This is a genomic window from Rhizobium fabae (assembly GCF_003985135.1).
Lineage (GTDB): Bacteria > Pseudomonadota > Alphaproteobacteria > Rhizobiales > Rhizobiaceae > Rhizobium > Rhizobium pisi.
The window spans coordinates 197,371-221,668 of sequence record NZ_ML133654.1; the positions used below are offsets into that span (position 1 = coordinate 197,371).

21 protein-coding genes are annotated in these 24,298 nt (G+C 62.3%); 9 read left to right on the forward strand and 12 right to left on the reverse strand.

Annotated elements, in window-relative coordinates; genetic code table 11:
* Positions 1 to 14: 14 nt before the first annotated feature.
* From EFB14_RS21465 to EFB14_RS21485, 5 genes are all read right to left on the reverse strand, one after another.
* Positions 15 to 776, reverse strand: a complete 762-nt coding sequence (locus EFB14_RS21465; RefSeq protein ID WP_126828796.1) for an ABC transporter ATP-binding protein — start codon at positions 774 to 776, stop codon at positions 15 to 17.
* Positions 773 to 1,813 (reverse strand): FecCD family ABC transporter permease, encoded by a 1,041-nt coding sequence (locus EFB14_RS21470; protein ID WP_126828797.1) that lies wholly within the window; start codon positions 1,811 to 1,813, stop codon positions 773 to 775. The genes EFB14_RS21465 and EFB14_RS21470 overlap by 4 nt, the downstream gene beginning before the upstream one ends.
* The gene (locus tag EFB14_RS21475; protein WP_126828798.1) at positions 1,810 to 2,835 is read right to left on the reverse strand and encodes an ABC transporter substrate-binding protein; all 1,026 of its coding nucleotides are present in this window, start codon (positions 2,833 to 2,835) and stop codon (positions 1,810 to 1,812) included. The genes EFB14_RS21470 and EFB14_RS21475 overlap by 4 nt, the downstream gene beginning before the upstream one ends.
* 158 nt (positions 2,836 to 2,993) lie before the next feature.
* Positions 2,994 to 3,275, reverse strand: a complete 282-nt coding sequence (locus EFB14_RS21480) for a hypothetical protein (RefSeq protein WP_126828799.1) — start codon at positions 3,273 to 3,275, stop codon at positions 2,994 to 2,996.
* 27 nt (positions 3,276 to 3,302) lie between these two features.
* A complete protein-coding gene (locus tag EFB14_RS21485; protein WP_126828800.1) occupies positions 3,303 to 3,755 on the reverse strand; it encodes a hypothetical protein in 453 nt (150 codons plus the stop codon).
* Positions 3,756 to 3,921: 166 nt separating this feature from the next.
* Between EFB14_RS21485 and EFB14_RS21490 the strand changes: the two genes are divergently transcribed.
* Positions 3,922 to 10,224 (forward strand): HAMP domain-containing protein, encoded by a 6,303-nt coding sequence (locus EFB14_RS21490; RefSeq protein ID WP_126828801.1) that lies wholly within the window; start codon positions 3,922 to 3,924, stop codon positions 10,222 to 10,224.
* Between the two features lie 10 nt (positions 10,225 to 10,234).
* Entirely contained in the window at positions 10,235 to 11,911 is a 1,677-nt protein-coding gene (locus EFB14_RS21495; protein ID WP_126828802.1) for a response regulator, read from the forward strand.
* A 44-nt stretch (positions 11,912 to 11,955) separates the two neighbouring features.
* Here the strand turns inward: EFB14_RS21495 and EFB14_RS21500 are convergent, their stop codons facing one another.
* From EFB14_RS21500 to EFB14_RS21530, 7 genes are all read right to left on the reverse strand, one after another.
* Positions 11,956 to 12,795 carry a COG4705 family protein gene (locus EFB14_RS21500; RefSeq protein ID WP_126828803.1) on the reverse strand — a complete coding sequence of 280 codons (840 nt, stop codon included), beginning with the start codon at positions 12,793 to 12,795 and terminating at the stop codon, positions 11,956 to 11,958.
* A gap of 65 nt (positions 12,796 to 12,860) precedes the next feature.
* On the reverse strand, positions 12,861 to 13,250 hold the full coding sequence (locus tag EFB14_RS21505) for a hypothetical protein (protein ID WP_126828804.1): 390 nt from the start codon (positions 13,248 to 13,250) through the stop codon (positions 12,861 to 12,863).
* Between the two features lie 248 nt (positions 13,251 to 13,498).
* Positions 13,499 to 13,750 carry a DUF1344 domain-containing protein gene (locus tag EFB14_RS21510; protein ID WP_125844318.1) on the reverse strand — a complete coding sequence of 84 codons (252 nt, stop codon included), beginning with the start codon at positions 13,748 to 13,750 and terminating at the stop codon, positions 13,499 to 13,501.
* 81 nt (positions 13,751 to 13,831) lie between these two features.
* Complete coding sequence (locus tag EFB14_RS21515) at positions 13,832 to 16,486, reverse strand: ABC transporter permease (RefSeq protein ID WP_126828805.1); 2,655 nt, start codon at positions 16,484 to 16,486, stop codon at positions 13,832 to 13,834.
* Positions 16,468 to 17,151: an ABC transporter ATP-binding protein gene (locus EFB14_RS21520; RefSeq protein WP_126828806.1), complete on the reverse strand. Its 684-nt coding sequence runs from the start codon at positions 17,149 to 17,151 to the stop codon at positions 16,468 to 16,470. The genes EFB14_RS21515 and EFB14_RS21520 overlap by 19 nt, the downstream gene beginning before the upstream one ends.
* The gene (locus tag EFB14_RS21525; protein ID WP_126828807.1) at positions 17,144 to 17,806 is read right to left on the reverse strand and encodes an ABC transporter ATP-binding protein; all 663 of its coding nucleotides are present in this window, start codon (positions 17,804 to 17,806) and stop codon (positions 17,144 to 17,146) included. The genes EFB14_RS21520 and EFB14_RS21525 overlap by 8 nt, the downstream gene beginning before the upstream one ends.
* A 4-nt stretch (positions 17,807 to 17,810) precedes the next feature.
* Positions 17,811 to 18,383 carry a hypothetical protein gene (locus EFB14_RS21530; protein WP_126828808.1) on the reverse strand — a complete coding sequence of 191 codons (573 nt, stop codon included), beginning with the start codon at positions 18,381 to 18,383 and terminating at the stop codon, positions 17,811 to 17,813.
* 127 nt (positions 18,384 to 18,510) lie between these two features.
* Here EFB14_RS21530 and EFB14_RS21535 point away from each other — a divergent pair, with 127 nt between their 5' ends.
* The 7 genes from EFB14_RS21535 to EFB14_RS21565 all read left to right on the forward strand — a co-directional run bounded on the left by EFB14_RS21535 (position 18,511) and on the right by EFB14_RS21565 (position 24,297).
* Positions 18,511 to 19,167 (forward strand): response regulator, encoded by a 657-nt coding sequence (locus EFB14_RS21535; protein ID WP_126828809.1) that lies wholly within the window; start codon positions 18,511 to 18,513, stop codon positions 19,165 to 19,167.
* Entirely contained in the window at positions 19,164 to 20,486 is a 1,323-nt protein-coding gene (locus EFB14_RS21540; protein ID WP_183604893.1) for an ATP-binding protein, read from the forward strand. Before EFB14_RS21535 ends, EFB14_RS21540 begins: the two co-directional genes overlap by 4 nt.
* Before the next feature lie 195 nt (positions 20,487 to 20,681).
* Positions 20,682 to 22,436, forward strand: a complete 1,755-nt coding sequence (gene treZ, locus EFB14_RS21545; RefSeq protein WP_126828810.1) for a malto-oligosyltrehalose trehalohydrolase — start codon at positions 20,682 to 20,684, stop codon at positions 22,434 to 22,436.
* Between the two features lie 330 nt (positions 22,437 to 22,766).
* Positions 22,767 to 22,979 carry a hypothetical protein gene (locus tag EFB14_RS21550; RefSeq protein WP_126828811.1) on the forward strand — a complete coding sequence of 71 codons (213 nt, stop codon included), beginning with the start codon at positions 22,767 to 22,769 and terminating at the stop codon, positions 22,977 to 22,979.
* 142 nt (positions 22,980 to 23,121) lie between these two features.
* Positions 23,122 to 23,424 carry a hypothetical protein gene (locus EFB14_RS21555; RefSeq protein WP_126828812.1) on the forward strand — a complete coding sequence of 101 codons (303 nt, stop codon included), beginning with the start codon at positions 23,122 to 23,124 and terminating at the stop codon, positions 23,422 to 23,424.
* A 129-nt stretch (positions 23,425 to 23,553) separates the two neighbouring features.
* On the forward strand, positions 23,554 to 23,802 hold the full coding sequence (locus EFB14_RS21560) for a hypothetical protein (protein WP_126828813.1): 249 nt from the start codon (positions 23,554 to 23,556) through the stop codon (positions 23,800 to 23,802).
* 264 nt (positions 23,803 to 24,066) lie between these two features.
* Complete coding sequence (locus EFB14_RS21565; RefSeq protein WP_126828814.1) at positions 24,067 to 24,297, forward strand: hypothetical protein; 231 nt, start codon at positions 24,067 to 24,069, stop codon at positions 24,295 to 24,297.
* The last annotated feature ends 1 nt before the right edge of the window (position 24,298 follow it).

The following is a 24,298-nucleotide window of genomic DNA, read 5'->3' on the forward strand; positions in this document are numbered from 1 at the left end:
GGCTCCAGCCGCTCTTACTTGAGATAGTGGATCTGCGGGCGCGAATGGTAGGGCGAAGCTTCGATGCGGGCTTCGACGGAAAAGACGTCGCGCAGAAGGTCTTCGCTCAGCACGTCCTGCGGTGCGCCGGAGGCGACGATCCTGCCCTGCTGCATGATAACAAGCTCATCGCAGAACATGGCGGCATGGTTGAGATCGTGCAGGGCGACGATGCTGGTGATCGGCAGGCCGGAGACGAGCCGCATCAGGCCGATCTGGTGCTGGATATCGAGATGGTTCGTGGGCTCGTCGAGGATCAGCTCTTGCGGCGACTGGGCGAGCGCCCTTGCGATATGGGTGCGCTGTTTCTCGCCGCCCGAGAGGTTCTGCCAGCGATCGTCGCGCTTCTCCGCCATGCCGGCGCGCGCAAGAGCACTTTCTACCGCTTCCTCGTCGACCTTCGTCCAGCTTGAGAAGATCGACCGGTGCGGGAACCTTCCGAGCTTGACGACATCGACGACCTTCAGATTGGCGTTCGTCGTGGCGTGCTGTTCGACGAAGGCGATGCGGCGGGCGATCGAGCGGCGGCTGATCTTGCCGATGTCGCTGCGGTCGAGCGTGACGCGGCCGGAGTGCGGCCGTTTCAGGCCGGCCAGAAGCCTGAGCAGCGAGGTCTTGCCCGAACCGTTCGGTCCAAGCAGGCCGAGCATCCGGCCAGGCGGCGCCTCCAGGGAAACGCCGTCCAGAATGGTCTTCCTGCCAATTTTCCAGGTGATGTTGTCGGCCTTGATGCTCATGACGCGCGCTGGAACCGGTAGAGGATGATCGAGAAGAAGGGAACGCCGACCAGCGCCGTGACGACGCCGATCGGCAGGATCTGGTTGGGAATGAGGGCACGCGCGGCGATATCGGCGACCACCATGAAGATCGCTCCACCGATGGCGCAGGCCGGCAGGAGACGGATATGGAGCGGCCCGACGACGAAGCGGGCGACATGCGGCACGACGAGGCCGACGAAGCCGATCGAACCGACCATGCTGACGATCGTCGCCGTCATCATGGCGGTCAGCGCGAAGAGCACCATGCGGGCGCGGCCAACATTGACGCCGAGCGAGGATGCCGCCTCGTCGCCGAACGCGAAGGCGTCGAGCACACGGGCGTAGAACAGACAGGCGGCGAGGCCGAGGCCGACGACGATCGAGACCAGCGCGAATTCCGGCCAGCGCACGCCGCCGAAACTGCCGAGCAGCCAGAACATGACGTCGCGAGCCTGCTGTGCATTGGCCGAGGTGGTGACGATATAGGAGGTCGAGGCATTGAAGAGCTGCGATGCGGCCACACCGGCAAGGATGGTGCGGTCGGCGCCGCCGCGCGTGCCGTTCGACAGCAGCGCGACGAAGAAGAAGGCTGCGAAGGCGCCGGCAAACGCGCCAGCCGATAGCGAGACTGCGCCCGAGCCGATGCCCAGGATGACGATCGCAACGGCGCCGGTGGAGGCGCCGGCGGAGATGCCGAGCACATAGGGTTCGGCAAGCGGGTTGCGCAGCAGCGACTGCATGATCGCGCCCGAGAGCGCAAGGCCCGCGCCGCAGAAGGCGGCGACGAGCGCCCGGCTCAGGCGATAATCCCAGATGACAGTCTCGTGGATGCGGTTCAGCTCGACCGCGGTCCATCCGAGCCGGTTGGTGACGGCCGAAAAGGTGGTCGCCAACGGGATCGGCAGGTCGCCGATCCCGACGCTGACGCCAATGGCGACCGCGATCAGGCAGAGGGAGGCGAGCAGCAGTGCCGTGACCGCTCCCAACTGCCGGAAGAGACTGCCCGCTTCCGTCACTTCAGAAGACCGAGAGCCTTCAGTTGCTCGGCCACCTGTTCGGCGCCGTAGATCGTGCGGATGGTCGGGTTCATGGCCTGGCCGTCCATGACGACGATTGCCTTGTTCTTGACGGCCGGGATCTGGCTGACGGCCGGATCGGTGTTCAGGACGTTGATCTTGGCCTCGGGCTTGTCGAGTTCCCAGCGGTTGCGGTCGAGGCTGGCGACGACGATGACGTCGGGATTGGCGGCGATGATGCCTTCCCAACCGATCGTCGGCCATTCCGCCGCCGCGTCGATGGCATTACGCCCGCCGAGCAGGTCGGCGATGAAGCCGGAAGCGCTGTTCTTGCCGCCGACATAGGCATCCGCCGACGGGCTGGGGCTGGAGAACCAGAAGACATAGGACAGGTTCTTGCCGTCCTTGGAAACGCTCGCGCGAAGCTTGGCTTCTCGCGCCTTGAAGTCGGCAATCACAGCCTGGCCGCGATCGGCGACGTCGAAAATCTGAGAGAGTTCGTCGATCTCCCTGTAGAGAAGATCCATATTCCACAGCTCGCCGCGGCTGCCGTACTGGTCCTTGACGTCCTTGGTGCTGAGACAGGTGCTCGGCGAGAGATAGGTGGCGACGCCGACCTTGTCGAAATCTTCGCGCTTGGCGATCTTGCTGTTCGGTCCGACCAGGCTCGGCAAGGCCACCGCCCCGAAGTCGGGATTTTCGGCGAGCATCGACTCGAAGGTCGGCATTTCGACCGTGAGCAGCTTGACCTTGGCATTGGCTTCGGCGAGCTCAGGCAGGACCTTGCTCGGCCAGAAGGCGGTGCCGACCATCTTATCCTCCAAGCCGAGCAGCAGCAGGATTTCGGCGCTGTTCTGGCCAAGCCCGATCGCCCGCTCGGGCGCCTTCTTGAACGTCACCTCAGTTCCGCAATTTTCCAGCGTCAGCGGATAGGTCGTCGAACCGGCGAATGACGGGGTTGCGGCAAGGCCGATCAGGGCGGAGAGGCCGCAAGCGGCCAGGAGTGATTTGAGGCTGGTCACGTAGTTATCCCGGTGCGTGAATATGTGCGGCCGGGGGTATAGCCGCAGGAGCGGCTTTAAAACAAGACAAAAATGATCAACTTATCGCAAAAATCGAAAACCGAATGCCGGCGCCGGCTTATGATCGCCGGGGCCGCAAGCAAAGCCTTCGAACATGGTCAGCCGAGCTTGCCCACAAGCCTGGCATAATCCGAAAACGTGGCCCCTTCGCCTTTCCGGCCGGCTTCGCCGGCGAGCTGCAGCACGCGGATCGGAAACAAGATCGCCGCTTGGTTGGCGCCGGAGAGATCGTGATCGTCATCCTCCTCGATCGCCCTTCGAGCTTTCGAGAGCGCGGCATCGATTTCGCCACGCGTGAGCAATTCCTTCTCGGCGATTGCGTCGCATAGCGAGGCCATCGCCATGATCAGGCCCTTGAGCTGCAGATTGGCCGTATTCATGAGAACTCCGATGAAAAGGAAGGAACCCTATTCCGGCTGGACCGAGCGGATGGTGTCGACTGACACCGTGCCGTCGAGAATGCCGCGCTTGAGATCGCGCCTGTTCCGGTCGATCTCGATGACAGTATAGAGCTTGTCGTCGCGGAAAGCACTGGCATTGACCGTCGTGACGTCCTCGGCGGGAGCCGCATCCACTTCCATGAAGTCGAGTTCGCGCGCCGCGGCAACGATCCTGGCATCGCCGGGCGTCCGGGCGGCCACGACGATGGTGCCGTGGCTCGGAGCATTGCCCCATCTGGGGTCGTCGGGTCTGGCAATCGGTTCCAGCCGGTAGATGTTGAGCATCTCGCTGCCGGTTTCGGGCGATGCTTCCGCTGCCGCATCGTGCATCTGCGCCTGGCTCTCGACCGACCTTCCGAAGGTGGTCGGGCTGGTCGCGTTGTTGATGTCTTGCCTGCCTGTCCTTGAGACGTTCGACATGTCGTTCTCCTTGTCGGAACGGAACGACGACCGGCGGTAAACTGTTCCCGCACCGGCAAAGTTTGGCGCTTGACGTTGGGTTAGCTCGACCTCTGCAACCCTGCAGAGCCCCCATACACTTTTTCCAGTGGAGCACTAATTACTTCGTTTCGAACAGGGGGTTTCCGTGAGCAAGCAAACCAGTGAATTTTCGCGCGACGACGCCGTGGCAGAGAGCCTCAACGGGCATGACCACAAAAGCATGGCGTTCGACGACGCCAGCGCCCTTCTGGAAGTCCTTGTCGCGGTCAGGCGCGGCGACTTTTCCGTGCGCATGCGCTCGGACCTCACCGGCGTCACCGGCAAGGTCGCCGACGCGCTGAACGACATCATCGCCGCCAATCAGCGCATGGCCCAGCAGCTCGAACATGTGGGCCAGGTCGTCGGCCGAGACGGGCGAACGAGCACGCGGGTGCGCTTCGGCCTGTCGGATGGTTCCTGGTCGGAAATGGAAGGCTCGATCAACGGCCTGATCGACGATCTCCTCTGGCCGACGACGGCCGTCACGCGCACGATTACCGCGGTTGCCAAGGGGGACCTGCTGCAGACCGTGCCGCTCGATGTCGACGGGCGGGCACTGAAAGGCGAATTCCTGCGCTCGGCCGATATCGTCAACACGATGATCAAGCAGCTCAGCGTCTTCACCTCTGAGGTGACGCGTGTTGCCCGCGAAGTCGGCACGGACGGCAAGCTCGGCGGTCAGGCGCAGGTTCCGGAGGTGACGGGCGTCTGGAAAGACCTGACTGAAAGCGTGAACTCGATGGCGTCGAACCTGACGGCGCAGGTGCGCAACATCGCGGAAGTGACGATCGCGGTTGCGAACGGCGACCTTTCGAAGAAGATCACCGTCGACGTGCGCGGCGAGATCCTGCAGCTGAAGGAAGCGATCAACACCATGGTCGATCAGCTGCGCTCCTTCGCCTCGGAAGTGACACGCGTCGCGCGCGAAGTCGGCACCGAAGGCAAGCTCGGCGGCCAGGCGCTCGTGCCTGGCGTTGCCGGCACTTGGAAGGACCTGACCGACTCCGTCAACGCCATGTGCGGCAACCTCACAGCCCAGGTGCGCAACATCGCCCAGGTGACGACAGCGGTCGCGCGCGGCGACCTGTCACGCAAGATCACCGTCGACGTCTCGGGCGAAATCCTCGAACTCAAGGAAACCATCAACACGATGGTGGACCAGTTGAACGGGTTTGCCGGCGAAGTAACGCGCGTGGCGCGTGAGGTCGGCACGGAAGGCCGTCTCGGTGGTCAGGCGCAGGTGCCGGGCGTTGCCGGCACCTGGAAGGACCTGACCGACAACGTCAATTCCATGGCGTCGAACCTGACGGCACAGGTGCGTAACATCGCCGAAGTCTCCACAGCAATCGCCAATGGTGACCTGTCGAAGAAGATCACGGTGACGGTGTCGGGCGAAATCCTGGAACTGAAAGAAACGATCAACACAATGGTCGACCAGCTGAACGCCTTCGCCTCGGAAGTGACGCGCGTCGCCCGCGAAGTCGGCACGGAAGGCCGGCTCGGCGGTCAGGCCAACGTGCGCGGTGTGGCCGGCACCTGGAAGGACTTGACCGAAAACGTCAACTCGATGGGCGGCAACCTGACGGCGCAGGTGCGCAATATCGCCGAAGTCTCGACCGCGATCGCCAATGGCGACCTGTCGAAGAAGATCACCGTCGACGTGAAGGGCGAAATTCTCGAACTCAAGGAAACCATCAATACGATGGTCGATCAGCTGAACGCCTTCGCCTCGGAAGTGACGCGCGTCGCCCGCGAAGTCGGTACCGAGGGCCGGCTCGGCGGTCAGGCGAACGTGCGCGGCGTCGCCGGCACCTGGAAGGACTTGACCGACAGCGTCAATTCCATGGCCTCCAACCTCACCGGTCAGGTGCGCAACATCGCCGAAGTCGCGACCGCGGTTGCGCAGGGAGACCTTTCCAAGAAGATCACTGTGACCGTGTCGGGGGAAATCCTAGAACTGAAGGAAACCATCAATACGATGGTCGATCAGCTGAACGGCTTTGCCGGCGAGGTGACGCGCGTGGCGCGCGAAGTCGGCACGGAAGGGCGGCTGGGCGGCCAGGCGAACGTGCTTGGTGTAGCCGGCACCTGGAAGGACCTGACCGACAGCGTCAACTCCATGGCGGGCAACCTGACGGCGCAGGTGCGCAACATTGCCGAAGTTTCGACTGCGATCGCCAATGGCGACTTGTCGAAGAAGATCACGGTGTCTGTCTCGGGCGAAATCCTCGAGCTCAAGGAAACGCTGAATACCATGGTCGACCAGCTGAACCGCTTCGCCTCTGAGGTGACGCGCGTCGCCCGCGAAGTCGGCACCGAAGGCAAGCTTGGTGGCCAGGCGCAGGTGCCGGGTGTGGCCGGCACCTGGAAGGACCTCACCGAAAACGTCAATTCCATGGCCTCCAACCTCACCGGCCAGGTGCGCAACATCGCCGAAGTCACGACCGCCGTGGCGCGCGGCGACCTGTCGCGCAAGATCACCGTCGACGTGAAAGGCGAAATCCTCGAGCTGAAGAACACCATCAACACGATGGTGGATCAGCTCAACGCCTTTGCCGGCGAAGTGACGCGCGTTGCCCGCGAAGTGGGCACCGAAGGCAAGCTCGGCGGCCAGGCCCAGGTCTCGGGTGTCGCCGGCACCTGGAAGGACCTGACCGACAGCGTCAACTCGATGGCCGGCAACCTGACGGCGCAGGTGCGCAACATCGCCGAGGTGGCGACCGCGATCGCCAATGGCGATCTCTCACGCAAGATCACCGTCGACGTGCGCGGCGAAATCCTGCTTCTGAAGGATACACTGAATACCATGGTCGATCAGCTTCGCTCCTTCGCCGGCGAAGTGACGCGTGTCGCCCGCGAAGTCGGCACCGACGGCAGGCTCGGCGGCCAAGCCGTCGTTCCCGGTGTGGCCGGCACCTGGAAGGACCTGACCGACAACGTCAATCTGCTCGCCGCAAACCTCACGACCCAGGTTCGAAACATTGCCGAGGTGACGACGGCTGTCGCCCGCGGCGACCTCTCGCGCAAGATCACCGTCGACGTGAAGGGCGAAATTCTCGAACTGAAGAACACCATCAACACCATGGTGGATCAGCTCAACGCCTTCGCCGGCGAAGTGACGCGCGTCGCCCGCGAAGTCGGCACCGAAGGCAAGCTCGGCGGCCAGGCGCAGGTGCCTGGCGTTGCCGGCACTTGGAAGGATCTGACCGACACCGTCAACGTCATGGCCGCCAACCTCACCGAGCAGGTGCGCGGCATCGTCAAGGTGGTGACGGCGGTCGCGAACGGCGATCTCAAGCAGAACCTCACCGTCGCCTCCAAGGGCGAGGTGGCGGCCCTTGCCGAAACCATCAACAACATGACCAACACGCTTGCGACCTTCGCCGATCAGGTGACCACCGTGGCGCGTGAAGTCGGCGTCGAAGGCCGCCTCGGCGGCCAGGCGAATGTTCCCGGCACCGCCGGCACCTGGAAGGATCTGACCGGCAACGTCAACCTGCTTGCCGCAAACCTGACGACGCAGGTGCGCGCCATCGCCGAAGTCGCGACCGCCGTCACCAAGGGTGACCTGACGCGGTCGATCAAGGTCGACGCGCGCGGCGAAGTGGCCGAGCTCAAGGACAATATCAATACGATGATCGACAACCTGCGCCTGACGACGGAGCGCAACACCGAGCAGGACTGGTTGAAGACCAACCTGGCGCGCTTCACCAACATGCTGCAGGGCCAGCGTGACCTGACGCTGGTCGGCAAGATGCTGCTCTCGGAGCTGGCGCCGCTCGTCGGAGCCCATCAGGGCGTCATCTACCAGGTGGATGCCGACGAGAGCCAGCCGTTCCTGTCGCTGCTGTCGGTCTATGCGCAAGGGGTCGAGGCTGCGCATCCGCCGCGGCTCGACTTCGGCCAGGGCCTCGTCGGGCAATGCGCGAGCGACGCCCGCCGCATCCTGGTCACCGACCTTCCCGACAATGTCGTCCCGATCAGTTCCGGCGTGTTCACCACTCTGCCGCGAAGCGCCATCGTCCTGCCCGTGCATTTCGAGGGCCAGGTGAAGGCGGTGATCGAGCTTGCCTCCGCCGGCGAATTTACCGAGCTGCAGCTCTCCTTCCTCGACCAGCTGACGACATCGATCGGCATCGTCCTCAACTCGATCGAAGCGACCATGCAGACCGAAGGCCTGCTCAAGCAATCCCAGCAGCTTGCCGCCGAACTGCAGACGCAGCAGCGCGAACTGCAGCAGACCAACGAACAGCTCGGGCAGAAGGCGCAGCAGCTGGAAGAGCGCAACGTCGAGGTCGAGGCGAAGAACCAGGAAATCGAGCAGGCCCGCCGCGCGCTCGAGGAAAAGGCAACCGAGCTTGCCCTGACATCGAAGTACAAGTCGGAATTCCTCGCCAACATGTCGCACGAGCTGCGCACGCCTTTGAATTCGATCCTCATTCTCGGCCAGCAGCTCGGAGAAAACCCCGATGGAAACCTGTCGGGAAAGCAGGTCGAGTTCGCCAAGACCATCCACGGCGCCGGCACCGATCTCTTGAACCTCATCAGCGACATCCTCGATCTCTCCAAGATCGAGTCCGGCACGGTCTCGGTCGATGCCGAGGAAATCTTCGTCAGCAACCTGCTCGAAGTCATGGCACGGCCGTTCCGGCACGAGGCCGAAAACCGCAATCTGTCCTTTGCGGTCGAGGTCGGCGCCGATGTGACGAAGAGCATCATCACTGACTCGAAGCGACTGCAGCAGATCCTCAAGAACCTCCTGTCGAACGCCTTCAAGTTTACCGCGCAGGGCGGCGTCACGCTGCGCGTCGCATCGGCAACGAGTGGCTGGTCGCCCGAACATCCTTCGCTCCGGCATGCGCCCTCGGTCATCGCCTTCGAGGTCGTCGATACCGGCATCGGCATCCCGCCGGAGAAGCAGCGCATCATCTTCGAGGCCTTCCAGCAGGCGGATGCCTCGACGAGCCGCAAATATGGCGGCACTGGCCTGGGTCTGGCAATCAGCCGCGAGCTGGCGAACCTGCTCGGCGGTGAGATCCAGCTGCGCAGCACGCCGGGCGTCGGCAGCACCTTCGTCCTCTACCTGCCGCTCACCTATGTCGGCGCCGGCGCGGTCGCGCCAAAGCCTGTTGCTGCGCCGGCAAATGTCGTGGAATTCGCCGAGGCGGCGGCGAGCCGCCGTGCCGAAAAAACCACGGAGCATGTCGCGGACGACCGTCACCGGATCGAACAGGGCGACTCCGTGCTGCTCGTCGTCGAGGACGATGCGCATTACGCCCGCGTCCTCGTCGATCTCGCCCGCGACAACGGCTTCAAGGTGCTGGTCGCGATGCGCGGCAGCGACGCGCTCGCTCTCGCGCAGGAATACAGGCCGGCGGCGATCTCGCTCGATATCTTCCTGCCCGACATGCTCGGCTGGACGGTGCTGAGCCAGCTCAAGCAGAATTCGCAGACGCGGCACATTCCGGTGCAGATCATCAGCCTCGACGAAGACCGCCAGCATGGGCTGACGCGCGGCGCCTTCGCCTTCATGAGCAAGCCGACGACGCCTGAGGGACTCGGCAAGGCGCTGTCGCGGCTGAAGGCCTATGCCGAGCCGCGCCGCAAGCACCTGCTGCTCGTGGAGGATAACGAAGCCGAACGCCTGAGCGTCACAGCGCTTCTCGGGCACGACGACATCGACATAACGAGCGTCGGATCGGGATCGGAGGCGCTCGCCATTCTCCGGCAAGGTTCCGCCGACTGTGTCGTGCTCGACCTTTCCCTTCCCGATATGTCCGGCTTCGAAGTGCTGGAGCAGATACGTGACAATGACGAGATCGCCGAAGTGCCGGTGGTCGTCTTCACCGGCCGCGAGCTTTCCCCAGAGGAGGACGCGACGCTGCACAGTATGGCCCGCAGCGTGGTGGTGAAGGGCGTCGAGTCGCCCGAACGCCTGCTCGACGAGACGGCGCTGTTCCTGCACCGGGTCGTCGCCGACCTGCCGGCGGCAAAGCAGGCGACGCTGCAGGAGCTGCACAGCTCCGACGAGGATCTCGTCGGCGAAACCGTGCTGCTCGTCGACGACGACGCCCGCAACATCTTCGCGTTGAGCAGCGTCCTCGAACGCCGCGGCATGAGGGTGCTAACCGCAACGACCGGCAGCGAGGCGATTGACGTCATCAACAACGAACCCTCCGTCGCCATCGTGTTGATGGACATCATGATGCCGGGAATGGACGGCTACGAGACGATGCAGGTCATCCGCTCGGAGCCGCGCTTCCGGCGGCTGCCGATCCTGGCGCTGACGGCCAAGGCGATGAAGGGCGACCGCGAGAAATGCCTGGAGGCGGGCGCGTCGGATTATCTGGCGAAACCCGTCAACACCGAGCAGCTTCTGTCGGCGCTTCGCATGTGGCTGCATCGCTGAGGGCCTGGCCATGAACCCCGTCAACATCCTCCTCGTCGACGATCAGCCCGCGAAACTCCTGAGCTATGAGGTTATCCTCGAAGAACTCGAAGAAAACCTCATCAAGGCGCAGTCCGCCCGCGAGGCCTTCGAGCACCTGCTGCGCACCGAAATCGCCGTGATCCTCGTCGATGTCTGCATGCCCGAGCAGGACGGTTTCGAGCTCGTCGGCATGATCCGCCAGCATCCGCGCTACCAGAACACGCCGATCATCTTCGTTTCCGCCGTCATGCTGGCCGAGCCTGACCGGCTGCGCGGCTATGCGGTGGGTGCGGTCGACTATGTCTCCGTCCCCATCGTGCCCGAAGTGCTGAGGGCCAAGGTCAGGGTCTTTGCCGATCTCTATAGGAAGACGCGCGAACTCGAACGCCTGAATGCCGATCTGGAAGCCCGGGTGCGCCAGCGCACCGCCGAACTCGAAACTTCGGCGGCGCAGCTGCGTGAACTCAACGAGGATCTCGAGCACCGGATCGACCAGAGGACGCGCGAGCGCGAGGAGGCGCTGGCCCAGCTTTTCGAGGCGCAAAAGCTCGACACGATCGGCCACTTGACGGGCGGCGTGGCGCATGACTTCAACAATCTTCTGATGGCGGTGCTTGGCAGCCTCAACCTTCTGAAGAAGCGGCTTCCTGCCGATGAACGCAGCGAACGCCTGGTGACGAACGCGATCCAGGCGGCCGAGCGTGGCACGGCGCTGACCCAGCGCCTGCTTGCCTTCGCCCGCCGGCAGGAACTGAAGCCACAGGCGGTCGATTTTCTCAGGCTGTTCGAAAACGTCGAGGATCTCCTCGCCAAGGCGGTCGGCCCGCGCATCGAAATCCGCAAGCGCATCCCGGCCGATCTGCCGCCACTGCTGGTGGACAGCAATCAGCTGGAATTGGCGCTGCTCAATCTCTTCGTCAATGCGCGGGACGCGCTGGAAAGCGGCGGTGCTGTGACCGTGGCCGCCGCTCGGGCGGAAGAGGCGCCGTTGCCCGGTCTTGCGGGCGGGAATTACATCAGAATATCGGTGTCGGACGACGGCGAAGGCATGGACGAGGCAACTGTCTCACGCGCCGCCGAACCGTTTTTTACCACGAAGGGTGTCGGCAAGGGCACCGGTCTCGGCCTGTCGATGGTTCACGGCCTGGCGGCGCAATCCGGCGGCTCGATCCAGATATCGAGCACGCGAGGAAAAGGCACGACCGTTTCCCTCTGGCTTCCCGTCGCCGAGGCCTTCGCGAAGGCGCCTCCTGTCGCCGAGCCTCCGATGGCGGAGCCGCCGAAACCGGTGTCGAGATCCCTCGCCATTCTGGTGGTCGATGACGACGCGCTCGTCAGGACAGGAACCGTGGCGATGCTGGAAGATCTCGGCCACCTGCCGCGGGAAGCCTCTTCCGCTTCGCAGGCCCTGGAATTTCTGTCCGGCGGCCAGGATTGCGACCTCGTCATCACCGACCATGCCATGCCCGGCATGACCGGCGCCGAACTCGCGCGCCACCTTCGCTCCTCCTTCCCCGGCCTGCCCGTCATCCTCGCTTCGGGCTATGCCGAACTCTCCGAAGACAATGCGCTCGGCCGGATGCTCAGGATGACGAAGCCGTTCACGCAGGAACAGCTTCAGGTGGCGATGGACAAGGCACTGTCTGGCAAAGTCGCGGCGGCTTGATGAACTCGGACGCCGCGCCGGTGACAATGAAACGCTAGGCCGCTTCAGAGTTCTTCTTCGGCGACAGTGAACCTTTGGCTGTGGCTGGCCTTTGTCAATTTGCCATCCTCGTCGATCTCAGCCAGCTCCTCGCCTTCATGCCGCACGCTCATGAAGGCTACGATCGTGACGATCGCGGCGAGGAAGATTGCACTCGTTATGATCGTGCCGAAACCGAGGCCGCCATATTGTGCGGGCTGAGACATCAGGTCGCCGAACGAAGCACCCAGAGGCCTTGTCAGAATGTAGACCAGCCAGAAGGCAAGTATCGGATCGAGATCCAAGAAGAAGTAGCCGATGGCAAGCGAGATGATGATCATGCCGAACAGGACGCCGGTAGCCAGGTATCCCAGCGCGAATTTTTCGGCCACCAGATCGCCGGCGGCCGTGCCGAGCGCGAAGGTGAACAGAATGGCGAGCCAATAGAAAGCCTCGCGCCGCCCGGTGAATATGGAGTGGATCGAAAGAGTCCGCTCGGTCTGGAACCACACCAGGAAAGTCAGCGCCAGGGCGATCGAGAAAGCAGTCGTCGTAGCCGGCAGCGGCACATGGAAGTTGTCGACCAGATTGTCGGTAATCAACGTGCCGACGATGCTGATCAGCACCACGGAAAGCCAGTAGGCGGCGGGAACATATTTCTTCTGCGCAAACTGCCAGACCAATGCGACCGCCAGAATTGCGGACATAATCAGCGATGTCGCCGTCAGCCCTAAACCCATCTGCACACTGAGATAGTCGGCCGCCGTTTCACCCATGGTGACAGCCATCAGTTTAATGAGCCAGAAATCCGTCGTGACGCGGGGAACGCGATTGTAAACAGCAGCTTTGGTGGTCGGTGCAGACATAGCGAGTATCCTTGCATGGGCGCTGAACGTCTCGGAGGGCAGTTCGACGGCGAGCAGCCGCCTGCCTATTGAGCAGGTTGAGCCGGATTGTTGAGAACCGCCATAAGAGCGGCGAGCGCTTTGCTGACTTTGTCAGCCGACGGAGCGGATTGACGCAGTGCCTTCAGCGCCGCGTCAGAGGCGGCGTCTATATTGTTCCAGTCATTCTGGTTTAGCGGCCGGATGGCGGTCTCGGCCTGGTCCCACGCCGTTTCATAGTCGGTGATACGCTTTGCAGCGCCGGCGAGGTCACCTTTGGAAGCGAGGGTCTGGACATCAGCTATGATCGTCTTAAATGGCGACAGATCGCCGAGGCTCGCCGTTTTGGCGGGTGCGGTACTGGCGTAAAGTTCAAAACTCGTGAAGGCCGCCACCGGAGCGGCGATGAGCGCGATGGCAAGAAAAATCTGTCTCATCAGTGGATTTCCCCTGAATTCTGGCGATGCAAGGAAGGCATCACTTCCGTTCGCCGGTTGAATGGCCCGCCCGCGGTAGCGCGATACGCTCGCTGCTCTCCCGGTGACGGTCGGTTCGCCCACCGTGATTACGCGGGTTCAATTAGCTGAGAATTAGGGCGGAGGTCGGCGTGGTGCCGGGAACAATCAGTCGGTTGCCAATCGCGCGCGAAAGCGGCGGCCGGTAATGACACCGGCCGCCGCAACCCTCACTTCTGCGGAACCAGATGTGAGACGACCGCCTTACCGCCCTTGTCCGCGTAGGTTAGCCGGACCTTCTCGCCGATACGGAGTTTGGTGTCTTCGATCCCTTCGGGCAGGGTGTAGGTTTTGCCGCCCGACAGCGTGATCGTGTCGGCATTCTTGCTGATTGCACTAATCGTGCCGGACACGTGGGCAGCGAATGCGGCACTGATCGGCGCCAGCACCAGCATCGCGGCAATGATCATTTGCGATTTCATTCTCTTCTTCCTTTCAATGTTTCGGCCGCCGATATCTATCTTTCCCGCAATGGCGACATGAGTTGCGAGGAAAGCAGGTTTTCACCCGCCTCTGAGTTTCTCCGTGACGTGTGTCCGGCTGCGCATTGCCTCACCCGTCGCGGCCAACAAAGCGGCACATGCTGCCGTGACGATGAGGGCAACGAGGTAGAACCACGGCACCGAAAGCACGTCGGGTGGCGGGTCGAACACTCCAGTCAGCAGCTTGACGAGCACATAGGCAATCAGCGTGCCCGCGATGAGACCCAGGACCATGCCGCTGCCGGCAACCAATGCCGCTTCGCTCCAGACGAAGGCGCCGAGTTGTCGTTGCCGGGCTCCGAGAGCCACGAGAACTGCGAAGGAGCCCTCGCGGTCGGCAAAACCAAGGCTAAGCACCAGTCCGCCCGAGCCGGCAAGCATGACAAGCGCGAAGATAAGTTCCAGCCGCGTTAGACCGGCCAGATCAACTGCGGTGAGGCTCGACCCGATCAGGGCAATGGCATCGCCGATCTGACTGACCTTGAGTCCAGGCAAGCTCGCAGTCGCGTTTCGGGCAGCCAGAGCGACGCGGGCGGGATCGTCAGCCGATCGGATCAGGACAATCTCGCTTCCCGCAGAACCGGTCTGCTGCGCGATGTAAGCTGCGTTGGCGACAAGAAATGAATCCTTCGGCGCAGTCGGAAATTCGCGGACCACGCCAAGGATGTGAAACGGCACGACATGATATTGGTGATCGGCCGCGTTTTGCAGGCGAAGATTGATGCTGTCGCCGCGGCTGAGCTGATAGTCGTTGACCGTTTCCTGAGAGACCAGCACGCCGTCGGGTGTTCGTGCGAGGTCGGTGAGTGTTGCGCTCGCGTCGCCATTGGCGAAATAGGCGTCGGACATCGCCGTGGCTGTCCCGATGCGCGCCGGGTCTATGCCGTAAAGATCCTGAAGGTCGGTTCCAACGTAAGCGTATCGGTGTTGCATCGGCTGAGCGGCAACCACGCCCGGCAGCTTGGAAAGACGGTCGAGCGCCTGGGATGCAGGCGCGGCGAATGTCCCCGTGATAGTGACGTCGGCACCGTTGGTGAGTTCGGCATCGACCCGTGCCTGCGCCATATAGGTCGCATTGAAAATCGCGGTCGAGGCGGCGAAGGCAAAGGCAAGCGCCGTCAGGCCGATGCCAGCGGTCAGCCGTGGGGTTTGCCGTCCGAATGTGGCTGCCACCACATCCGCCAGACGACCAGCGATGGGTCCCAAGCCCCTGGCGACAATCGGCCGGCCCAGCCGCAACCCGGCCCCGACGAGCCGCATGGAAAATAGCGCCAGGCCGATCCACAGCAAAACGGGGGCGAGGAAGGCAGTGTAGTCGACTGCCGTCGCTGCCACGCCCTCCGGTGCGAGGACAACCTGGTATCCACTCGCTGCCGAACGCCAGTAGAGCATCGCTGCCAGCGCCAGTAACATCAGATCGAGATAGAAGCGGACCCAAAGCGGCACCCGGTGCTCGCCGATTGTTCGCCGGGCGGCCGCAATGGTCGAGCCGCGGGCATCGCGCCAGGCAGGGATCAGGATCGCTGCGAGCGAAAGCGCGATCCCGGCCACCGCCACGCCGCCGAGCAACGGAACCGCTGCGCTGCTCAAGAGAGCTACCCCGAGAATGAAATTCGCGACAAGAGCAGCAATGAGAATACCAAGGATCGCACCGCCAACACCCGAGACGATCGCTTCGGACACGGCCAAGCGAAGAACCGTATCGACCGTTGCCCCTCGCAGGCGCAGCAATGCCTGGTCGCGGCGGCGCCTGTCCCGCCCGGCTCCCGCTACCGCAACCGTAAGCAGCATGGCGAGGATGGCCCCAGGGGCGCCGAGGAACAAGAAAACCAGTCGTGCATAGAGGGCATCCTCGCGGACTGCCTCCAATCGGGCGGCCAGATTGTTTGCAAGCAGCGCGGTTCCAGCGGCGCGAGCCTCGAAATTGCGGCCGCGCTCAGTTGCCCAGGTGCTCGCAGCGACCGGGTCGGTGGGCAAATCGCGATGATCGAGCTTGATGTGGAACTCGGTCCGAATGGTATCGGGCCGGCTGGCGCCTTGCTGCTCGAACACCTGCTGCCACAGAGATATTGGCAACAGCAGAACGTTGTCGGGCGGGGCTTGCGGTGCGGCGCCAGCCGGGACACCGATCGCCTGAAACATCGCATCGGCGTTCGGCAAATCGACGATGCCGGCAACCGTCACTTTAACGTCGGGCGCCTGGTCGCGGTGGATGGCGATCTGATCCCCCACCGCCACATGCAGGTTGGCGGCAGTCTGTTGTGCTATCAAGATGCCATCGATCGATCCAACCAGCCGTCGGACCTGTCCCGGGAACTGCTCGAAATAGCCCGGTCCGATGCCAAGTACCGTGCCGCCACCTGTCGTCTGTACGGTGCCTCCCGTGTTCGCCTCAAAGCCTGGTACGTCGGCATAGTTGATCAACTGCGAGCCGATAACGGGCGCGGCAGAGCGAATTTCGGCCTCGACCGCACCATGATCCGCCCCCGGCAGCAACTGGACCTGCCAGTCGATGGGTACCTGGGCGACCGACCGGGCCGTCATCTCGGCCGAGCTGGATTGCAAAAACGCGCCAAGGCACGCGATGAAAGCGACTGTCAGTGCTACACCGCCGATGGTGCCGACTAGGCGGCCGGAACGGGTTCGGACAAGTCCGATCAACCAGTGCCCGTACATGCGGACCTCTCAACCATGCTTTCGAATTTGCCGTGACGCATCCGCCAGATGCGGTTCATCTTTGCAGCCACACGCTCATCATGCGTGGCGATGATGATGGCGCTTCCGGTCTGCTGCCCCCAGGCGCGGAGCCGATCGACCAATATCGCGGCACCAGCCTGATCGAGTTGGCCTGTCGGCTCGTCAGCGACAATCAATTCCGGATTGGTCACAATGGCTCGGGCTACGGCGACCCGCTCGGCCTGGCCGCCGGAGAGCTGCTCGGGAAGCTTCGACGCCAGGATTTCGACCCCGAAAATGGCAAGCGCAGCCAGGGCGCGGGCCTTGGCTTCGGTACCGCTACCGAGAAGGATCGGTAGCTCGACGTTCTCGATGGTGGTGAGCGCAGGCATCAGGTTCGCGGATTGAAAGACGACGCCGATCCGCTCGGGGCGCAATGTGTCGGGGGAACCAAGCCCGGGCCATTCCATTCGTCCTGAGCTTGGCACGTCCAGCCCTGCGATCAGGTTCAAAAGCGTCGTCTTTCCGCAACCCGAGGGTCCCATGATGGCGATGGTTTCCCCTGCGTGAATCTTGAAGGAACAGCCCTGAACAGCCGCTACGACGCCCCGCTCGCGCTGGAAGCTGCGCCACAGATCGGCGGCCACGACCAAGGTCTTAGTCATGCACGATGCCTCCATCCCGGATGTTGATAATGCGATCGGCCCGCGCGGCGAGCGCTGGGCTGTGCGTCACGACCAGGACGGCGGCGCCGCTCCGGCAACTTTCGATGAGGCGATCGATGACGAGCTTTTCTGTCGCTGCATCGACTTCGGCGGTCGGCTCATCGCACAGCAGGATTGCCGGTTTTGCCGCGAGCGCCACTGCTAAGCCAGCGCGTGCCGCCTCGCCGCCCGAAAGGTGGGCAGGTAGTACATCGGCAAGGCCGTCAAGGCCCAGGCTGCGGACAAGATCATCGATCTCGTCCGGTCGGCCGCGGCCGGAAATCTCCATCTGGAGACGGATGTTGGTCCGCACCGTCAGGTGATCGAACAGATTGCCGGACTGCATGAGCATGCCGAAATGACGCGCCCTAAGCCGATCCCGCTCCGGTTCTGGGCGTCGCGTCATGCGCTCGCCCAGGACCGACACCACGCCGCCGTCTGGCTCATCGATCCCGGCAAGGCAGGCAAGCAGCGTCGATTTCCCGCTGCCGGAGGGACCCCTCAATGCGGTGAATTCTCCTGCATTGAGGATGAGGGCAACCCCACGCAAAGCCACAACTTCGTCGTCGCCGGCATGAAAGAAGCGGTAAAGCTCGGTCGCCTCCAGAGCGGACATGAACTCACCTCCACTGCAAGGAGTTGGAGATCAGTTGCCACTGGTCTACATTGTCAGCACCCGCCGGAGCGGCAAGATCAAGGGTGACCATCTTGCCATTCTTGAAGAGAATGAAGCGCTCGTGTTCGAGCCTGATCTGCTTATTTGTGACCGGATTTGGCGCGGAATTCGATACATAGCTGATGCGGATAGCCGGTCCGGCCGCGAGCTTCACATCTTTGATCGCGGCGACTTTGACGGCGTGCCCGGCTGCCTTGAGGTCCGGGATCTCGTGGGCCTTGGCTGAAGAAACCGTTGGAGCAGCACTCGCAGTACCAAGGGTGACATCTATCTCATCGTATTTATCGGCGAACCGAACGCCATGGTCGATCGTGGTCCGTGACCATCCCTCAGGCACCTTTAGGTCAAATCCATCAGGAGAGTTGTAGGTAATGAAGACCTGATTGTCCGGAATGTCACCCGGCGGGTTCGTCTCAGGCGCAACAAGTTTCTCCTGCGCCAAAGCTTGAGGAAACGCGCCGGATGACATCAAGAACAGCACGGTCAATGCGGCGGATATGCGATAGCGGACAGTCATGATTGATGCTCCTGCGAACTCGAGAAAGCTATGTGACGCCAGCAGAATTAGGAGGGGCTTAGAGGATCAGGCATATCGGCCTGCACCAAAATCTGTGCAGCTGCACGCGTTTAGGTTATTTTGAAACATGCGTATTCTTGTAATCGAAGATGATGTCATGCTCGGTCGAGCCCTCGTGCAAGCCCTCGACGATGCGGGCATGTCGGCGGACTGGGTGCGTGACGGACAACTCGGGGACGAAGCCGTTGCCGTTGGCGGGCATGGTCTTGTGTTGCTCGACCTCGGCTTGCCCGGTCGTTCGGGCCTGGAAATCCTGCGCTCGCTACGGGCGGCCGGTGACAAGAGGCCGATCCTGGTGATCACCGCCCGTGACGAACTCGACGATCGGGTCGCGGGGCTCGACCTCGGGGCCGACGACTACCTCGTGAAGCCGTTCGAGGTCAAAGAACTACTCGCACGCATGCGTGCGGTCTTGCGCCGACACGGCGGCCAGGCGGTTTCGATCCTTTGCACGAGCGAGATCGAACTCGATCTATCTAGCCATGAGGTGAAATATCGCGGATGCAGCGAAGTATTGCCGGCGCGCGAATTTGCGTTGCTTCAGGCATTGCTGGAGCGTCCCGGAACCATTCTATCCCGAGCCCAGCTTGAGCAAAGCCTCTATGGCTGGGGCGAGGAGGTGGAGAGCAACGCCGTCGACGTGCTTATTCATTATGTCAGACGCAAGTTCGACAAGGACATTATACGAAACGTCCGTGGGGCCGGCTGGATGGTCCCGAAGTGACGAACACCATATCGATCCGACGCACGGCCTTCTTATGGCTCGCCGGCCTGATGGCGACCATCGGCGTCTGCGCTGCGGCAGCATCATACTTCCTCGTTCAGAACGAGGCATCCGACTTCCTAGACAATCAACTGCGGCAGATCGCGCTCTATGTCGGGGATGCGCGTTCATCCCCCGCAACGGGTCCGGATAGCGGTGCCCCTCACGATCCCGAGGACGACTTCGTCATCCAGGTCTGGGATGTGGCCGGCAAGCCGTTGCGACTATCGCATCCCGCCGTTGATATTCCTCGGCAACAGGCGACCGGGTTTGCCGACATTTCGACCGGCAGTGACAATTGGCGCGTCTACACGCTGGCCGCGCCGGATCGAACCGTTCAGGTTTCCCAGGACACGATGGTCCGTGAGGAACTGGCGACCGATGCGGCGCTCCAAGCGGCGCTTCCGATCATCGTTCTGATTCCATTGTCATTGCTGACGCTGAGCTGGATCATCGATCGGATCATGGCCCGACTCAATCGCTTGGCAGTCGCGGTCGCCTCCCGAGACGCAGCGGCGGACGATCCTGTTCCGATCGACGACGTGCCTGCTGAGCTCATTCCCTTCGTGAGTTCAATCAATCGGTTGCTCGCCCGGCTCCGCGCATTGCTGGGGAGACAGCGGCGGTTCATCTCGGATGCGGCCCATGAATTGCGCACACCGCTCTCGGCGCTGCAGATTCAAATAGATAACCTTCGGCACGACGACCGGGATGGCCGATTTTCTCAGCGTTTGACCGAGCTCGAAGCCGGAATCGGCAGGGCCACTGGCCTTGTAAGCAAGCTTTTGCGCCTCGCGCGCTACGACGCTCACGAGACCGCGCCCGCGCCGCAGCCGATAGACCTCGTCCAGCTTGCACTCGATAGTGTTGCGCGCCTGAACCCACTCGCGGAGAACCGCCGGATTGACCTCGGCATCACGCGTCAGGACAAGGCCATTGCGATCGGTTCTCTGGACGATTTCGAAATCATCCTCGGTAACCTGATCGACAACGCCGTGAGGTACACGCCACCGTGCGGAACCGTCGACGTCGCGGTGGTCGTCGCTGGGCAAGAAGCACGGATCGAAATCCGCGACACCGGCCCCGGCATAGCGGAAGACGAGATGCCACGCGTCTTTGAACGATTTTTCAGGGCAAGGCCTCAGGATAGCGAGGGCAGCGGTTTGGGGTTGGCGATCGCCAAGGCGGCAGCAGAAAGACAAGGAGTGCGGCTCACACTCGCCATGCGCGAGGACGAGCGAGGTCTTGTAGCATGCCTCATTGCAAGAATGGCCTCATAGAGGGCTTAGCGTAGGATTTCGTCCCTTCCCGGCGACCTGGCTCGACTGACAGAAGCGCTTATGCGCCGGCGTTGCGTGCGACGTCGGCATGACCCGATCGCTTCCGGAACCCGACCCGCGCTACGAAACTTTTTGCGCCCGTGACAGTTACCCAAATCCCGTCGTCACTTCATCGAAGGTTTCCGCTTAACCAAAATGACGTTTGGCCCCGCACTCACCGAAGAAGGCACTCTGTTTCGCCTCTGGGCTCCGCTGCATGAAAGCGTGTCGCTGAAAATCGAAGGCAATGATCCGCGCCCGATGCAGGCGGAAGAAGACGGCTGGCATCGGTGCACGGTCATGGATGCCCGTCCCGGCACGCGCTATCGCTTCCTCTTGCCGGATGGCCGCGGCGTTCCCGACCCCGCCTCGCGGTTCCAGCCGCAGGATGTGCACGGGCCGAGCGAAGTGGTCGACCTTTCCTCCTATCGCTGGAAGACGGGCGCCTGGACGGGCCGGCCCTGGGAGGAGATGGTCATTTACGAGCTGCATATCGGCTGCTTCACGCCGGCGGGGACTTTCAAAGCCGCCATCGAGCGGCTCGACCATCTCAGGTCGCTCGGCGTCACGGCGTTGCAGATCATGCCGCTCGGCGAATTCCCCGGCCGTTACGGCTGGGGCTATGACGGCGTGCTTCCCTATGCGCCCGATGCCAGCTACGGGCGGCCGGAAGATTTCATGGCGCTGGTCGATGCGGCGCATGAACGCGGCATCTGCGTCTTCCTCGACGTGGTCTACAATCACTTCGGACCGGATGGAAATCACATCCCGGCCTATGCGCCGCTCTTTACCGATCATCACAAGACGCCGTGGGGCCACGGCATCAATTACGACGGCGACGGTTCGCAGATGATCCGCGAATTCATCGTCGAGAACGCCATCTACTGGATCACCGAATTCAGGCTCGATGGTTTCCGCTTCGACGCCGTCCACGCCATCAAGGATGACAGCACCGAGCATCTTCTCCACGCGCTTGCGCGCCGCGTCAGGGCCGCGGCCGGAAACCGGCATGTTCACCTGATCGTCGAAAACGAGGAGAACGACAGCGATCTCCTGCAGCGCGACGAAAACGGCGAAGCGAGACTGTTCACCGCGCAATGGAACGACGATGTCCATCACGTGCTGCACATCGCCGCCACCGGCGAGACCTTCGGCTACTACGCCGATTACGCCGGCGATGCCGGCAATCTCGGCCGGGCGCTGGCGGAAGGCTTCGTGTTCCAGGGCGAGCACATGCCCTATCGCGAGGGAAGCCGGGGGAAGCGGAGCGGCCATCTGCCGCCGACCGCTTTCGTATCCTTCATCCAGAACCATGACCAGATCGGCAACCGGGCGTTCGGCGACCGTGTCATGGCTTCGAGCCCGGCCGATGCCGTCAGGGCGGTCACGTCGATCTATCTGCTGGCGCCTGAAATCCCTATGCTGTTCATGGGCGAGGAGTGGGGTGCCGAAGAACCGTTTCCGTTTTTCTGCGACTTCGACGAGGATCTGAACGAGAAGGTCAGGAAGGGCCGCCGCGAGGAGCTTTCGCGCTTGCCGGGCTTCGATGCCGACGATCTTCTCGACCCGACGGCGCCCTCGACCTTCGCCGCCGCCAAGCTCGACTGGTCGAAACTCGCCTCCTCCAGAACCCTCGATTTCTACAGGACGCTTCTTGACCTCCGGCATCGGAAGATCATTCCCTTGCTGAATGGCGCGGGAAGTGCGGTTTATCGCGCGGCGGGAAACGCTATCGCGGTGGATTGGACGCTGGCCGGCAACAGACGCCTTCACCTGCGCGCCAATCTCGGCCATGAGGTGGCGGTTATTTCCGAAGAGCAGGACGAGGGCGAGACGATCTTCCGTCTGGGCCATCGCGACAGTGCCGGTCTTGCGCCCTGGACGGTGATCTGGAGCATCAGCGAGGCGTGAGCGCGGGGGAGGGCGATCGAAGGATCTGCGGCCTCGACAGGCTTGCCCGCGATCTCCAACGAGGCCAAACGCAAGATCCCGTCGGCGTTGAAAGTCGAATTGTTGGACGCCGCCGATCCTGAAGCGGACGCATCGCGACGGGAGCGCCAGCCGGCAGACCGGAAAATCCCGACTTCGTTCCTCCCGGATCAAAATCGGGTGAACCCATCACGCGATTTACTGTGCGGGCGGAACCTCCTCGGGCTATAATTGTTTAACTCGCGGAACCCGGGAAAATCGTCGCACGTGCCATCCGGAAACATAGCGGCGCGACGCGATAGGAAAAGCGCGATGGCAGGAGGCCTATCGCTTCCCGATGACGACTATGAGGGAAAACAGACCATGACGACCGCATTCATCCTTCTTGCATTGGCTCTCATCGTCACCCTTGCCGGCCCGACATTGCTGTTCATCTGTGTCGGCTACGCCGACTACATGTTGGAGCGGCGCAGGCACCTGCTGGCGCTGAAGCATGCCGTGAAGCGTCGCAGGGACGAGCGTTGAGGCGGCTCTCAGGCTCGCCGGTAACCGCCTCAGGCCAGGACGCCGGCGGTGATAGCGGCCTGTGCGGTCGCGGAATTCCCGGAACACTGTCCGCTCGTTATATCCGGGCGAGTGGCAGAGGCCGAAGCAGCTGGAGGATTCGATGAAGAGGAGCATAGGATTGGGGCTGGTTCTGGCCGTTGCGCTGACGGGCTGCACGACCGGCGCAGGCAGTTATTCGTCCAGTTATGCGTCGGCGGGGCTCGCTCCCATTCCCGGCAGCATCACCTATAACGGTCAGCCTCGCACCAAATTGACGAAATCGCCGGTGGGTTCTTCCTTCCCGCACAGCTTCACGGATCAATGGGGACGGCAGGTCGAGGAAATCTACATCATCCGGCCCGACCGGACCTTGCTGATCGCCCAGCGCCACTACCGGCCGGTCTTCTCCCTCGACGACCGCTGAGGAAACGATCCTCCGCCGGATGTCGCCCCGAAAGGGATCTCAAGGCATGCTCCGGCGGGCTAACAAGATTTCAGGATTGTCATCTTGTCGATAATGACCGACGCTTATTCCCTCAGGCGAGGGAAAATCATGCTCGACGTCCTCATACGAAGCACTCTCGATATCGTCGGCCGCACGGAGCTCCTGATCGAGTCGACGATGCGCCTGCTCCATGGCGGAGGCTTCGATGAGATCGAAATCTACGAACTCGATTGCGAGATCGAACGGCTCAGGAATGTGCTCTTCGCCGCTGACGAAGCCATCCGATCGCTCGCATGCAAGGCTGAACGCTTGCCGCAGACGGCTGCGGAACACGGACTGCACACGACATTGCATTGAGGCATCAGCGCCTTCGGAGTTGGGAGTTCATGAAGTACGTGCCCGCGTTCCAATGCGCTGAGTGCATGTCACGCTGATGTCACGCGACCATAGCAGCAATATGTGGTTGATAGGCGTGGATCTAAAGGCTTTTGGTTGGATCGCCGAAATTCGCCGTTTCGATATTTGATCGATTTTAAGCATGTTGGAGACGCCGATGAAGGACTGGAGGCCGGGTATTGGGCCTGTCCTTTTCGCTCGTCATCGTTTCGTTGGGGCATCGCGATGAGCATGAAAAAATTGAAGCAGGAACCTCAAACCGAGGAATTCATCTTTCCGGTTCACACGAGGACGATCGCGGAGATTCGCTACGATATTCACAGCCAGATGATGACGGTGGTCTATCACGACGGACGTTCGCGCACGACATCGGGCATACAGGGCCCTGCGATTCTGAGGATTCTCGCCCAGCAGCCGCTGGAGCGCTCTCCCTTTCTGCTGCAAACGGTGATCTGAC